Raw genomic sequence first — 14408 nt, 5'->3', positions numbered from 1 at the left:
CTCTCAGTCCTTGCGGGGGAACACCACGGTGAGCAGCATCTTGAAGCTGCGGGGCGCGTACACCGCATGGGGCTTGCCCGCGGGCATCACCAGCACCTGACCGGCCGCGACGGTATGCTCAACACCGTCCACCGTGAACAGGCCCTCGCCCTCCAGCACCTGCACCATGGCATCGCCCTCGGAGGAATGGGTGCTGATCTCCTCGCCCTCATCAAAGGCGAACAGGGTCAGGCTCACCGCCGGGTTCTGGGCCAGGGTGCGGCTGACGATCTGGCCCGGCTGCACGCTCACCAGCGCTGCCAGATCCTGGGTCTGCTCGTGGAGAATATTTTTAATGTAGGGATACATGGGCCTTCCTCCTTTGGCTGCGCCCACTGCCGGCGCGGCCTTGGGCGGCTCGGCGGCAGGGGCGGTTGTTTTGGGTACGGCTTCAGTATAGTTTATTCCTACCGGTTCAGTATGTTTGTTTTCCAACAAAACCAGGTTTTCCGCACACGCATCCGGGCGGGTCCGGGGCAGCTCCGGGGCGGGCGCATGCTCCGGCTCGGGCTGGGGCTTCGGGGCCGGTTCCGGCTGAGGCGCGGGCTCCGGCCTGGGCTGCGGCGCGGGGGCCGGTGCGGGCTGCTCCGGCTCGGCCTTTCCCTCTTCGGAAAGGAAATACTGGCGCAGCGCACCTTTATCCTCGTATTGCACAAAGGTATAGAGGCCGAAGGCAAAGGCCTTTTCCACCTCATTCAGCCCCTGGGGCAGATGCAGCTCCTCCCACAGGCACCGGGCGATCCGGTCCTTCTGAGCGGGGGTGAGCAGCTGCTCGGCCTGTTCAAAGGTCATATTGTCCATGCTGGGTCCTCCTTTTGGCGTTCCCCCGGGCGGCGGGCCGGTTCGGAATGCTCCGGTCCTTTCCGCTGCCCGGAACCCTGCGGTGCTGCCCTTTATATTCTACCCCAAAAGGGCAGCGCACCGCTTGCTCCTGGTTATCCGTTTTTGGCAAAATATTGCGGCTTTGGGGCAAAGCGGCAATGGACGGTCCCTATCACTGGACCGCGCTCTTGCGCTGGCCCGCCAGCTGGATGCCGCCCCGCTCAAGCTCGGCCACGAATATCGGCACCAGCTTGGGGTCAAACTGGCGGCCCGCCTCCTGGGTAAGGATCTGAATGCCCCGCTCCAGGCTCACGGCCTCCTTGTAGCAGCGCTTGCTGGTCATGGCATCGAAGGAATCGGCAATGCACAGAATGCGCGCCAGCAGCGGGATGTCCTCGCCGCCGATGCGCCGGGGGTAGCCCCGGCCGTCGTACCGCTCGTGGTGGCCGATCACCGCCGGGATGATGTAATCCAGCGCGGGCAGGTAGCGGATGATGCCCACCGCCGCCTCCACATGGCCCTGCATCTGCTCATATTCCTCTTCGGTGAGCTTGCCGTTCTTGTTCAGCACCGTCTCGGGGATGCCGATCTTGCCGATGTCGTGCAGCAAAGCCGCCTGACGCACGATCTCGATCATATCCGCATTCAGACCCGCGGCCTTCGCCAGCGAGGTGGCATAGTAGGCCACGTTGTGGGAGTGGCTGAAGGTGTAGTGGTCCTTGGCGTCGATGGCAGCCATCAGGGCCAGCACCGTCTGCTCGTATTCCTGGTAGATGTGCTCGTGGTCCACCTTTTCGGCTTCGTCATCCGCCTTGCGCAGCACCGACTGGAAGATCTCGATGCCGTTTTTGCCGCTGTGCTTCACGTGGTACACCGCCATGTCGGCGTTGTCCATCAGCTCCCGGCTGGTGGCCGCGTCAAAGGGCGCGGCGCTGATGCCGATGCTCAGGGTCAGCACCTTCAGCTTGTGGTCCACGGTGCGGCGGTTCATGTTGAACACCTGATCCCGGATGGACTCCGCCAGGGTGCGGGTGGCCAGCACATCGTAGCGGGGCAGCAGCACCGCGAATTCCTTGCCGTTGTAGCGGGCCACAAAGCCGTTGTCGCCCACACTGCTGCGGATGATGTCCGCAATGCGGCGCAGGGCCAGGTCGCCCTCCTTCTGGCCGTAAAGCTGGTTGTACAGCTTGAAGTCGTCCACGTTCACGATCATCAGGGCCAGGGTGCTCTCCTGGGTGCTCTCGAACTGCTCGTCCAGCACCTGTAAAAAGTGCTTGCGGTTCAAAAGGCCGGTCAAATCGTCCACCCGGGCCTCGTAGTAGGCCTGCTCATAGAGGGCGGCATTTTTCAGGGCGATGGATGCCACCGAAGCCACCGAAAGCATCCACTGCATGTCCTGGCTGCTGACCCGGTGCTTGCCCTGACCCTCGGACACCAGGATCAGGCCGGGCATGTCGCCCTCCTCGCCGGTGAGGGCCACACCGCCCGCCACCCGCAGGTAGCGCAGCTGGTTTTTCTCGCTGTCCCACATGGCCTTGTAGTCCACGGTGGTCTCGAACTGCCGCCAGCCGATGCACTGGCTGCGGCGCAGCACCTGCACCAGCGGGCTGTCCGCCCGGATGGAGAAGGACAGATCCTTCAGAGGCTGATCGCTGTAGCGGGCGTCGTAATCGCCGGTGACCGCGTTGCGGGTGCACACGTACACGCCGCCCACGCTGGCCCCCTCCCGGATCACCTCCACGGTCTTTTCCAGAATGTCCTGCACGTTCAGCAGGCGGGCCACCGTGGTGCTGTATTCGTTCAGCGCATCGCTCTGGCGGTTCTCCTCCCGCACGAACACATTGTTCACCAGCTTGCGCCACAACCAGGAGAAGATGCCCGCGGTCACAAAGAACGACACCGCGAACAGGATCACCTCGTAATCGCCCGCGGCGGGCACCAGCGCCTCCAGATGCTTCATCAGGTAGGGCTTGAGGTTATAGAACAAAATGAAGGTGAGCATCAGGCCCACCATGTAGCACACGCTCTCGGAGGCCAGCAGCCGAAGCTTGAACAGCCGCTTTTTCACCAGCGCGTAAAACAGCAGAAGCGCGTTGCCCACACCGGCCAGAATGTCGATGGGGAAGCCCGCGAACATCGGCAGCAGCAGCGCCGCGTGACCGGCGAACATGAGCACAATGCCCTGGGTCACCGGCTTGAACTGGCCCCGGTAGGCAGGCCGTTCCCGGTAGGCGCTCCACAGATGGTACAGGCTGTGGGCCATGACCCAGCCCACCGCAACAAACAACAGCAGCACCGGCCAGGTGATGGTGTATTCAAACACCACCTCGTCGCCCCGGTCCAGAAGCTGGGGCGCGGCCAGGAAAAAGCCGGTCTTCACGTTCACCGCAATGATGCCCGCCATGACCAGCAGATAAATTTTCTCCCACACGCCGCCGGACCGTTCCACAAAATCGCTCAAAAAGCGGTAGTAGGCACAGGCCATGAGCAGCAGCCCGGCAATGGACACATGGTACCACACCTGATAGGAGGGCGCCACCTGCCAGCGCATGAGCATGGAGCCGCCGGCCCAGCAGACCATGGTCACCAGCAGCCACAGAAAGGACCACAGCTCCCGCGTTTTGCGGGAGGCCAGCACCACCAGAAAGATGGCCGCGTAGATAAACAGGGCAATGGCCGAGATATATCCGTACATGTCCATTGGAATCACCTCCTACCCGGCCGCCAGGTTCCGGCGCGCTGATTCTGCAGCAGGGCCTCCATGGCGTAGTTGTCCGGGTTCATATGGCGGGGCGGCCGCCCGTGGGTCGCGCAGTATTCGGCAAAGCTGCCGCTGCGCAGAATGGTCACCTTCAGCGGGTCCATGCCCAGGATCTTTTTCAGATCCCGGTAGTCCTGATCGGTGTACTTAAAATAGGTGGTCAGAAGGTCACGCAGCACCTGGGTGTTCACCGCCCGGTTCAAAAACTCGCTCTTTTCCACCTCCACATACAGATGGAAGTAGGGCCGGTTTTCGGCGGTGTACTCCTTCAGGGCCACCCAGCCCACCACCGGCAGGCCGGACAGATCCAGCACGTTCTGGATGCCCTGCTCCGAGATGCGGGTGAAGCCCGCGATGTCGATGATGGCAGGCACCCGGTCCACGTATTCAAAGCGGGGGATTCTGGTGCCGTCCTCCCGGCTGGAAAGGCCCACGCAGCGGTAGGTGTCGCCCACCCGGTAGCGGGCGAAGGCTCCGCCCTTGAGCACCGTGAGCACGATCTCATACACCTCGCCGGGCACCACCTCGTCCATCAGGTAGGTGCGGGGGTTGTAGTCCGGCTCATCCATCAGTCGGATGGTGTCCGCCATGGGCAAAAATTCATAAAAGCAGGTATCCGGGAAGAAATACATGCCGTTGCGGGTCCAGGTCTCGGTGCCGATGATGGAGGGCTCGGTGCCCGCGAACAGCTCCATGGGCCGCACACCCCACAGCTCCTCCAGATCGTCCTTGTAGCAGCGGTTGTCGGTGCCCGCCACCATGAAGCCCTTCAGATGGAACAGGTCCTTGGGCTTTAAGGGCCGGTTCTCCTTTTTGCAGCGGCTCTTGGCCCGGGCGATGCGCAAAAGCATGTCCGGCCGGAACTTGAGCAGATCGGCGGGCTTCAGCTTCGCCCTGCCGCCCATCTGGGAAAGGCTCTGGCTCACCGCGTAGGCCACGCTGCCCAGGCCGAAGAAGTATTCCACGTCCTGCTGCATGGCCATCTTGAAGCCCAGCTTGTTGCGCTCGCTGAAGCTCATATTCACCGCATCCTTCACGGCGGGCAAAAACTTGATGTCGATGGCCTCGTTCAGCGCCAGCGGGAACAGGCCGGTGGCGTAGGGCAGCGGAGCCAGGCCGTAAAGCACCTTGTCGGTCTTGTCCACATTGAAGCTGCCCTTCTTGCGGCTGGTGCTCAGAATCAGGCAGGCCACCACATTGTCCCGGAAGGTGTCCAGCATGCTGCGGGTGTAAGGGGCCAGCTTGATGGGGTGCCGCCCGCCCTCCCAGGTGGTCTGGATCCAGATGACCGGATTGTCCGGCAGCATGCTGGCATTCTTGCGCAGCAAAATATCGGCATAGTCCTCGTAGCTGGTCAGGGGCACCATGCGGCGGAATTCCTCGATGGTGGCGGGCTTTTTGCCCTTCAGGATGGACTGACCCAGCATGCAGCCGCTCCACAGCTGGATCTGCTCGGCCATCAGCCGCTTCTGGATGGCCATATACTCTTCCATGCTCAGGTCCAGAAAGCCGCAATACTGGCTCCAGACCTCGTCGTATTCCTGGCGGTCCAGCTTATCCTGCAGACTCATTGCTCCGCGCCCCCCTTCCAGGTCCGCACACAGCGCACGGCACTGCCCGGCGTGGGCAGCAGAAAGGGCGTGGTGCGGCGGTATTCCTCATAGTTCACAAAGCTTTTGGGAAAGGTCCAGCAGTCCTGAAACAGAACGTAAGCGATGTTCAGCCCGGTCATGACCAGGGCGAACACCGCCGCTTTGGGCGCGCCCAGCAGCAGCCCCAGGCATAAATATGCCCCGGCGAACCAGAGCACGCCGGGGTGGCGGCACAGCGCGTACATGCCCCCCGTATAAGCCTTTCGGGGGGCGTTTTCTTCCAGGTAAGTGGCGCTGAAGGGCAGCGCAAAAAACAGGGTGTAGACCATCAGGGCCAAAAACACCGCTGCCAGCACCCCCAGCGCCAGCGCCGCACCGCTGAACGCAAAAAAAGCCCGGCAGTTCCACACCAGCAACCCGGTGGCTGCGGCCAGCAGCACGCAGCCCACCGCAAACAGCCGGTGGAACCAGGGCCGTACCGGGCGCACGCTGTTCACGTCGTAGGCAAAAAAGGCAGCAAACGCCGCCGTTCCCAGCACAAACTCCATCCTCTTTCCATTCCTTCCTCAAAACGCGGGAACTGACCGCTTCCAGTGGGCAAACGTTTTACTTTTCCCCTGTTCCCGCGTTTTATCGCGTTATTTTAATCATATCAAAATCTCACGCAGTTTACAATTTTTCTTTTTCTATTTGACGCAATAATTTGATACTTTTCAGCGATTTTTTGCGCCTTTTACAAAAAAAGCCCGCCGCCGGCTGAACATAACCGGCGGCGGGGATGGATTGAAACAGAAATTCCGCTGTTTTGCCTGCGGCAAGCCCGGATCACATCTGGGCCAGCGTATCCAGCATGGCGGGGATCATCTGCTTTTTGCGGCTGACCACGCCGGGCAGAACCACGCTGCCGTCGGTGTCCCGCTCGCAGCGGAAGGCGGTGCCGATCAGCTGCTCGGCGCCCTCGCCGCAGAACAGCACCTTGCTGGACTGCTCCTTCACGCTGGTGAGCATGAAGAAGATCATCTGCACGCCCTCGCGCTTGAGGGCCTCGGGCAGATAGGGGCGCAGCAGCTCGGCAGCACGCTGGCGGTTCTTTTCGCTCATGTAGCTGCCCTGGCCCACGCCAAAGCGAAGATCACCATGGGTAAAGATCTTGAAGTCCTGGAAGAACACGTCCTCAGCGGCACGGCCCTCCAGATTCTCGCCAGCCTCGAAGATCTCGTTGGCCAGCGCCTCGGGCTCGACCCCGGCGATCTTGGCCAGCGCACGGGCGGCAGCCTCGTCCACGGGGGTGCAGGTGGGAGAACGGAAGCACAGCGTGTCGGACAGAATGGCGCTGAGCATCAGGCCCGCAATGTGGGGCTCGATCTCCACGCCCTGCTCCTGGTACATCTGGTACACAATGGTGCAGGTGCAGCCCACCGGCTGGTTGCGGAAGAACACAGGCTGGCTGGTCTCCAGGCTGCCCAGGCGGTGATGGTCCACCACCTCCAGGATGTCGGCCTCTTCCCAGCCGTCTACACACTGGGTCTTCTCGTTGTGGTCCACCAGGATCAGCCGCTTGCGCTGCAGGTTCAGCAGGTTACGGCGGCTGATGAGGCCCAGATACTTGCCGGCGGCAGTGTGCACCGGGAAGTAGTTGTCGCGCACCTTACTCATGACCTTCTTCACTTCATCCACGGGGGTGCTGGGCAGGAAGGTGCGCAGCTTGTCGCGGGGGGTCATGTGGGTGCTTACGGGCACGCTCTGCTTGATCAGGCAGGAAACGGCATAGGTGTCGTAGGGGCTGCTGATGAGCAGGCAGCCGCGCTCGGCGGCCAGCTTCACAATGGTCTTGGCCACGGCGGACTCCATGCACACCACCACGCAGGCGGCGCCCATCTCGATGGCGCACAGCTGGGTCTCGTAGCGGTTGGCCACCAGCACGATGTCTCCGGCCTCCATGGTGGTCTCCAGCACTTCGGGGCTGGAGGCGCCGATGACGATCTTACCTTTCTCAAAATAGCCGCTGGTGTCGCCGGCCAGCACGGTGCCGCCCAGAACCTCCACCACGTTTTTGATGGGAGTGCGGGCGTTGCTCAGGGCGTGGGTATCCAGGCTGTCCATGTTGGCCACAGCCAGATCGCCCAGGGTGATCAGGCCCTGCAGCATGCCCTTCTCGTCCACGATGGGCTGGCTGTTGGCCTGGGTGTCGCGCATGGTCTCCCAGACCCGGCGCATGGTGGTGTCGCCCAGAACGCCGGGCACAGGGCGGATGTCGATGTCCTGCACCTGAGCGCTCACGTTCAGGCAGCGGCGGGGGGTCTTGGTGCCAAAGCGCTTGAGCACGAAGGCGGTCTCCTGGTTGATCTCGCCTGCGCGGCAGGCCTCGTGCCAGGGGCCCACGGTCTTGTTTTTCAGGTTGGCATAGGCAATGGCCGAGCAGATGGAATCCGTATCCGGGTTGCGGTGGCCGATTACCATGATCTTACGTTTGGTATTGGTCTGATCCATACAACGATACCTCTCGCTTTCCCCTGCAGGGTGCCTTTACCCACCACACAGCCTCATCGGCTTTTCGGCCCCTGCATTTTTTATGATCATAATAAGGTTGAAAGAATCCTGCTGTACATTATACACTACTCTTTACAATAAAGTATATCAAATTGTGAAAAACGGTTTTATTTTTCACGAACTGCTGCTATTTTGGCATAAAAGGCGTTGATCTACTGGTGATTTTGCAGGCGAACCCGGCGATTTTTCTGCAGCCTGTTTCCGGCCCGGCTTCCGGGGAATGTTTTCTGGCACAGCTGCAGCCCTTCGGCGGCAGCGGATTTTCCACAGAAAACAAGCCCGCATGTGGAAAAAGTGCTCTGCGGCACACCTTTCTTCTTCACTGCTCGCTGTTCACTTCCAATCTCCCTTTTGGCAGCTTCAGTGAAGAGTGAAAAAGGAAAACCCCGAACGCAAATGCGTTCGGGGTTTTTGGCGGAGAAGGAGGGATTTGAACCCTCGCGCCGGTTTCCCGACCTACGCCCTTAGCAGGGGCGCCTCTTCGACCTCTTGAGTACTTCTCCAGAGCAAAGTCCATATCAAAATATGAAATTAAAAATGGCGGAGAGGGTGGGATTCGAACCCACGGCCCTTGCGGGTCACCGGTTTTCAAGACCGGCTCCTTAAACCACTCGGACACCTCTCCAAGAGTGGCCATCACACACGCCATCGCTAGTGCGTTATCTATGTTATCACAGGGTCACAGGTTTGTCAACCATCTTTTTTAAAAAAATCGAACATTTTTTAAAAAAGCGCCGGTACACCCCGCAAGGGGGGCGCGAGGTGCACCGAACACTCTTTCTCAGGCCGCCCGCAGTGCCTCGGCCTTCCGGGGCCGGGGAGCGGGGCGGCGATAACGGCCCCGCCCATGGCGCACCCGGCAGACGGCCCGGGGCTTTTCCAGCCGGGCAATGCCGCGCATGCCCCCGGCCAGCAGAGCCATCAGGCCCAGCGCGGCCGCCAGAGGCATGGTGCCCTCCACCGCCGCGCCCGCCACCACAACGAAGGCCAGAGCGCCCAGCACCAGCATGGAATCACAGATCATTCGTTTCATCTCAGAACCGCTCCTTTGCACTGCCGGCCCCGTTTCGTGGCCTGACTGGTTGTTGTGGCTTCATTCTACAACAACCGTCAGTTGTTGTCAATGGTATTTTCACAACTTTTTCGCGTATTTTATTTACAAGAACAATTTTTAGTTGTATAATGAAGCCAGCAAGAAAGACCTGCTAACAAAAGTCAAGTAGAAATTTCAGATTTGTGGGAGCGGCAAAAAGGCAACACAAAATCAAGCCGCTGAGCATCTCAAAATCGAAACGGCGGCCAGCCAGATGGTATGACACGAAAATTAGTTGTGCTCCAGAGAATCCAAGTAGGCTTTCACAGAAGCGTAGTAGATGCGCAGGAACTTGTTGGCGGATGCCATCATGTAGACACGGTATGGCTTGCCCTCAGAGCGTTTCTTGTTCATGAACTGGTAGACCGGCTCATCCATTGGAGCGCATTGCAGGAGGACGCCCATCACCAGAAAAAGTGTCCTGCGCAGGGAGGCAGATCCCCGCTTGGAAATGCTGCGGCTGCGGACATCTATTTGGCCGGATTGGTAGGGCGGGGCGTCAATACCTGCAAAGGCCACCAGCGCTTTCTTGGAATGAAAACGGCGCACATCGCCAATTTCAGCTATGAGTTGGGGGCCGAGTGTGGGGCCAACACCAAACATCCCCATCACTACAGGATATTCCGGCAGAGAAGCAGCCAGAGACTGCATCTCCTGTTTGAGAGCAGCTAATGCGGCGGAAGTTGCCTGGAGTTGGGAAATGGCCTGTTCTACCAAAAGTTTTGCGGTCTTTGTTTTCGGCATGACACCGAAGCGTCCACAGGCGGAGACATAAATGTCCAGCGCCTTATCTTCACTGAAATTGTAGCCGTGCTTTCTGCACCACTTCTGGTACTTGGTGGTAAAGGCTTTCTTAGACAGGCCACAGACACATTCGCAATGCCAGAAAGCAGCTACAAAGTCCACCCACTTTTCGCTGCCATCGGCGCGGGGCGGACTGGTAAACAGGCGGTTTGCATCAGGGAAAGCGGTGTCCAGCAGGGAGATCAAGTTGTTTTTCAGCATGGTCTGTACTTTGGAATACTGTTGGTACTGCCGGTAGCAGGTCTTCAGCATGAGCCGGGCATCCTCTTCCGGGACATATCTCGGAAGTGTGAGCCAGTGGTCAAGACCGTAGTTGGCCAGCTTCACGGCATCCTTCTTGTCGGTCTTGCCCCGTCTTAAACTGTTGTTCCCGTAGTCGTGCACCAGCATTGCATTGACTACGGAAACATAAAGCCCCGCGCCGTGGAGCAGCCAGGCCACCGGCGTATGGTAATTGCCCGTGGATTCCATCACCACACGGGTCTCACCGTTCAGGCTTTTGAGCAGCCTTGCCAGCTCGCTCAGTTCGCTGTCGGTGTGAAGCACCTCAAAGGGTGAGACTACCACCTCTCCAAAAGGGCGCATGACTGCAATCGTGCTCTTGCCCTTCGAAACATCGATGCCAACGCAGTTCATTCACATTCCTCCAATACAACGAATCTGCAACCGGGTTCCATCTTTTCTCGCTGCCGATTCAATCTATTGGGTAACACGAACTCCCCGGTATCCGGTAGGCTCAACCTGCTTAAATCGAACGCTGCAACAAGAGGATGGCTGACAGTCTTTCTTACGGACATTAAAGCCCAAGGAGTGGTTGGTCAGCCAGTTGCTCCTCTCATTGTAGCTTAGGCACGAGATGGAAGGAAAGCCGGACTGGCTGCACGGCTTTCCTGTCCAAATTTATTGTAATAGGAGTGTTCACACATGTTCCCACAACGCTTGAAGCAGCTGCGCAAGGAGCTGGGCCTGAGCCAGAAAAGCCTTTCCGAACATCTGGGCGTGACCCAGCAGGCGGTGGGCAAATGGGAGACCGGCCGCTCCTCGCCGGACCCCGCTACTCTGGCCCGTCTGGCCGAGCTGCTGGAAACCTCGGCGGATTACCTGTTGGGCATCAGCGAGCAGCCCGCCGAACCCGCGGCCCCTTCCCTGCCCTATGCGGAAAGCCCCATCCCGGTGATCGGCACCGTGCGGGCAGGCTACGGCTCGCTGGCCTTTGAGGAGGACTACGGGGTGGAATACGCCTGCGTGAAGGACCCCGCCAACTATTTTTATCTGGTGGTCAAGGGCGACAGCATGGAGCCCCGCATTCAGGACGGCGACCTGGCTCTGGTGCACCGCCAGCCCACCCTGGAAAACGGCGACCTGGGCGTGATGGTCTTCGGCGAGGGGGAGGGCACCCTGAAAAAGTACATTCAGCGGGGCAACGCGGTGATTCTGCAGCCCTTCAACCCGGCCTATGAGGAAAAGGTGATCCGCGGCGAGGAGCTCAACCAGCTGTTCATCGCGGGCAAGGTAGTTGAGACCAAGGCCAAGTGGTAATTTTGCCCTTTTCTCCCCCGGTTTCCCTGCCGCCCTTATACTATAGATAGAAGGAAGTGGAAATTCCCATGCAGCCTACCCGGCTTTATCTTGTGCGCCACGGCCAGACCGACTGGAATCTGGCGGGCCGTCTGCAGGGTCAGACGGACATCCCTTTGAACGACACCGGCCGCAGCCAGGCCGAGGAAGCCCGGCAGCGGCTTTCCGGCGTGCAGTTTGACGCGGTGTATTCCAGCCCCTTAAGCCGCGCGGTGGAGACCGCCGTGCTGGTGAGCGGCTGGCCCGCCGAAAAAGTACGCACCGACGAGCGCATCAAGGAGATCGCCTTCGGCGACTGGGAGGGCAAGGCCCCCCGCACCCTGGGCGACGACTTCGCCCCCTTCTTCGCGGACCCGGCCCACTTTGTGCCCGCCCCGGGCGGCGAGAGCCTGCCCGCTCTGATGGCCCGGGTGAGCGATTTTACGGCTTACGTGAAACAGGCCCACCGGGGCCAGACCGTGCTGGCAGTGAGCCATGGCGCGGCGCTGCACGCTCTGCTCACCGCCGAGCTGGGCCTTGATATGAAGGACTACTGGAGCGTGGGCCTGGGCAACTGCGCCGCCGCCGAGCTGGAGCTGGAGGGCGAGCGCTTTGTGCTCAAAAGCACCAGCGGCCCCACCAGCGCGAACTATCTGGAAAAATACTTAAAGTGATTGCCGGGCGGCACGAGGAGGAACCCCGCCATGAAGCTGCTGTTTCCCATTCTGGCCGGTCTGGGCGTTGTTTTGCTGTATCTGGTCTGGGCGGCCCTTCTGCATGATTTTCTGAACGGGCTCTCCCCGGAGGGTGCCCTTACCGTGGCCACCGGGTCCTTTCTGGCCTTTGAGCTGGTGATCCTGGCAAGCTGGATTCGCTCCAAAACCAACCGAAAATAACCCTGTCTTTATTTTTCAAAAAGCCCCATCCAACCATTGGTTTTGCCGTGCGCCGCATGGGGCTTTCTTTTTTGCGCCTTTTTTGCCCTTTTTCTCCCTTTTTTGCTTCTTTCTTCGCTTTCGTGAACACTCCTATTATTTCAAATCCAACCAGAGAAAGGAGGGGTCCGGGCATGGACCTGATGGAAAAACTCACCATTCTGGCGGACAGCGCCAAATATGATGTGGCCTGCACTTCCAGCGGGGTGGACCGGGGCGGCGCGGCCGGGAGCATCGGCAGCGCGGTGGCCCCCGGCTGCTGCCACACTTTTTCGGCGGACGGCCGCTGCGTGAGCCTGTTAAAGGTGCTGCTCACCAACGTGTGCGCCTACGACTGCGCCTACTGCGTGAACCGCCGCTCCAACGACCTGCCCCGGGCCGCCTTCACCCCCCGGGAGCTGGCGGAGCTGACCATCCAGTTCTACCGGCGCAACTACATCGAAGGTCTGTTTCTGTCCAGCGCGGTGCTCATCAGTCCCGACCACACCACCGAACTGATGATTAAAGCGCTGGAGCTGCTGCGGAACGAATACCACTTTCGGGGCTACATCCACGCCAAGGCCATTCCCGGGGCAGACCCGGCACTGATCCACCGGCTGGGCCTTCTGGCGGACCGGCTGAGCGTGAACATCGAGCTGCCCAGCGCCGCCAGTCTGGGCCGCCTGGCCCCGGACAAGAAAAAAGCGGCCATCCTGGCCCCCATGAGCCAGATCGCCCGCGTCCGGGACGAAAACCGCCAGGAGCTGACGGTCTACCGCTCCGCGCCGAAATTCGCCCCCGCCGGGCAGAGCACCCAGATGATCGTGGGCGCCACGCCGGAGACCGACCGGCAGATCTTAAAGCTCACCGAGGGCCTTTACCACAAATATCAGCTCAAGCGGGTGTTCTACTCGGCCTATATCCCGGTGGCGCAGGACAGCCGCCTGCCCGCCCTGAACACACCCCCGCCCCTGTTGCGGGAGCACCGGCTCTATCAGGCGGACTGGCTGCTGCGCTTTTACGACTTCTCGGCGGACGAGATTCTGGACGATGCCAGCCCCAACTTCGACCCCTTCCTGGACCCCAAATGCAACTGGGCCATCCAGCATCTGGACCAGTTCCCGGTGGACGTGAACCGGGCTGACCGGTCCATGCTGCTGCGGGTGCCGGGCATCGGGCCGAAAAGCGTCCGGCGCATCGTGCAGGCCCGCCGTCAGGGGGCACTGGGTCTGGAGGAGCTGCGCCGGATGGGCGTGGTGCTCAAGCGGGCCCAGTATTTCATCTGCTGCAAGGGCTTTTCCGGCGCGGCGGGCTTCGGCCGCCGAAGCATCGCGGCGGCGCTGGTGGATTCCGGTGTGTTCGCCGCCGGGGCCCAGCAGCTGAGCCTGTTTGCCCCGGACCTTGCCCCCATGCTCAGCGCGGGCAGGCCGGGCCTTGAAGCGGCAAAGGAGGAGGCGGTTTCATGGATCGAGAAGCGGATGTAGTCTACCGGTACGACGGCAGCTTTGAGGGCTTTCTCTGCTGTGTGTTCGAGAGCGTGTACGCCCACGAAATTCCCTTTGCCATCCTGCCCCATTCCAGCCCCATGGCCACCCTCTTCCCGGAAAAGCTCATCGAGACCGACCCGCAAAAGGCCCGCCGGGTGGATGCCAGCCTGCCCAAAAAACTGGGCAAGGGGGCGCGCAGCTGCGTGGCCCACGCCTTTCTTTCCGGCAGCGAGGAGAAAGAGCTGTTGATCCTGCGGTTTCTGCGGCTGGGCTACCGGGTGGGCCCGGGCGTGATGTTCATGGCGGGCCACAAGGACGTGGCCCCGGTGCTGGCGCTGGAAAAAGCGGTGTGCGGCGAGGCACACCTGCTCACCGGCTTTGTGCGCTTTCAGGACTACGGCGACTTTCTGGGCGGCACCATCACCCCCAAGCACTATGTGCTGCCCCTTTTACGGCTGCACTTCTGCCAGCGGCTGCCCGGCGAGGATTTCATCCTCTACGACGCCACCCACGGCGCGGCTCTTTTGTGGCAGAAGGGCAAGGCCAGCTACGCCCAGCTGGACTCCGCTCCCCCCTTCCCGGAAATTTCCTGCGAAGAAGTGGCGTATCAGGAGCTGTGGAAGCGGTTTTACAAGACCATTGCCATCGCCGCCCGGGAGAATCCGGCCCTGCGCCGGAGCCTTTGCCCCAAGCGGTACTGGGTGAACATGACCGAGCTGAAAGAGGAGCTGTGAGCATTTTTGCCCCGGCCTTAACAATTTATTGCTTTTTCCTGCATCGGCCGATGGT

12 protein-coding genes and 2 tRNA genes are annotated in these 14408 nt (G+C 60.6%); 5 read left to right on the top strand and 9 right to left on the bottom strand.

The window, feature by feature from the left end:
* Positions 1 to 3: 3 nt before the first annotated feature.
* The 9 genes from B5F28_RS15425 to B5F28_RS08915 all read right to left on the bottom strand — a co-directional run bounded on the left by B5F28_RS15425 (position 4) and on the right by B5F28_RS08915 (position 10297).
* The gene (locus B5F28_RS15425) at positions 4 to 840 is read right to left on the bottom strand and encodes a cupin domain-containing protein (protein ID WP_481808392.1); all 837 of its coding nucleotides are present in this window, start codon (positions 838 to 840) and stop codon (positions 4 to 6) included.
* 193 nt (positions 841 to 1033) lie between these two features.
* A complete protein-coding gene (locus tag B5F28_RS08955; RefSeq protein WP_087295381.1) occupies positions 1034 to 3562 on the bottom strand; it encodes an HD domain-containing phosphohydrolase in 2529 nt (842 codons plus the stop codon).
* 5 nt (positions 3563 to 3567) lie between these two features.
* Complete coding sequence (locus B5F28_RS08950; protein WP_087295379.1) at positions 3568 to 5193, bottom strand: GH3 family acyl-acid amido synthetase; 1626 nt, start codon at positions 5191 to 5193, stop codon at positions 3568 to 3570.
* Positions 5190 to 5762, bottom strand: a complete 573-nt coding sequence (locus tag B5F28_RS08945; RefSeq protein WP_087295377.1) for a hypothetical protein — start codon at positions 5760 to 5762, stop codon at positions 5190 to 5192. The genes B5F28_RS08950 and B5F28_RS08945 overlap by 4 nt, the downstream gene beginning before the upstream one ends.
* Positions 5763 to 6039: 277 nt before the next feature.
* Entirely contained in the window at positions 6040 to 7704 is a 1665-nt protein-coding gene (locus B5F28_RS08940) for a putative manganese-dependent inorganic diphosphatase (protein WP_087295375.1), read from the bottom strand.
* 472 nt (positions 7705 to 8176) lie between these two features.
* A tRNA-Ser gene (locus tag B5F28_RS08930) sits at positions 8177 to 8267 on the bottom strand.
* A gap of 35 nt (positions 8268 to 8302) precedes the next feature.
* Positions 8303 to 8389 (bottom strand) — tRNA-Ser (locus B5F28_RS08925).
* 156 nt (positions 8390 to 8545) lie between these two features.
* Entirely contained in the window at positions 8546 to 8797 is a 252-nt protein-coding gene (locus tag B5F28_RS08920) for a hypothetical protein (RefSeq protein WP_087295371.1), read from the bottom strand.
* A gap of 291 nt (positions 8798 to 9088) precedes the next feature.
* Complete coding sequence (locus B5F28_RS08915; protein ID WP_087295369.1) at positions 9089 to 10297, bottom strand: IS110 family RNA-guided transposase; 1209 nt, start codon at positions 10295 to 10297, stop codon at positions 9089 to 9091.
* A 288-nt stretch (positions 10298 to 10585) separates the two neighbouring features.
* Between B5F28_RS08915 and B5F28_RS08910 the strand changes: the two genes are divergently transcribed.
* The 5 genes from B5F28_RS08910 to B5F28_RS08890 all read left to right on the top strand — a co-directional run bounded on the left by B5F28_RS08910 (position 10586) and on the right by B5F28_RS08890 (position 14353).
* Positions 10586 to 11200, top strand: a complete 615-nt coding sequence (locus B5F28_RS08910) for a LexA family protein (protein ID WP_087295366.1) — start codon at positions 10586 to 10588, stop codon at positions 11198 to 11200.
* Between the two features lie 68 nt (positions 11201 to 11268).
* Positions 11269 to 11892, top strand: a complete 624-nt coding sequence (locus tag B5F28_RS08905) for a histidine phosphatase family protein (RefSeq protein WP_087295364.1) — start codon at positions 11269 to 11271, stop codon at positions 11890 to 11892.
* Positions 11893 to 11922: 30 nt separating this feature from the next.
* Positions 11923 to 12114, top strand: coding sequence for a hypothetical protein (locus B5F28_RS08900; RefSeq protein ID WP_087295360.1), 192 nt, complete (start codon positions 11923 to 11925; stop codon positions 12112 to 12114).
* 173 nt (positions 12115 to 12287) lie between these two features.
* On the top strand, positions 12288 to 13616 hold the full coding sequence (locus tag B5F28_RS08895) for a putative DNA modification/repair radical SAM protein (RefSeq protein ID WP_087295358.1): 1329 nt from the start codon (positions 12288 to 12290) through the stop codon (positions 13614 to 13616).
* A complete protein-coding gene (locus B5F28_RS08890) occupies positions 13595 to 14353 on the top strand; it encodes a TIGR03915 family putative DNA repair protein (protein WP_087295356.1) in 759 nt (252 codons plus the stop codon). The genes B5F28_RS08895 and B5F28_RS08890 overlap by 22 nt, the downstream gene beginning before the upstream one ends.
* Positions 14354 to 14408: the final 55 nt, after the last annotated feature.

The organism is Gemmiger sp. An194 (assembly GCF_002160145.1).
Lineage (GTDB): Bacteria > Bacillota > Clostridia > Oscillospirales > Ruminococcaceae > Allofournierella.
The sequence above is the reverse complement of the archived record's forward strand: the minus strand, read 5'-3'. Positions and strand labels throughout refer to the sequence as shown.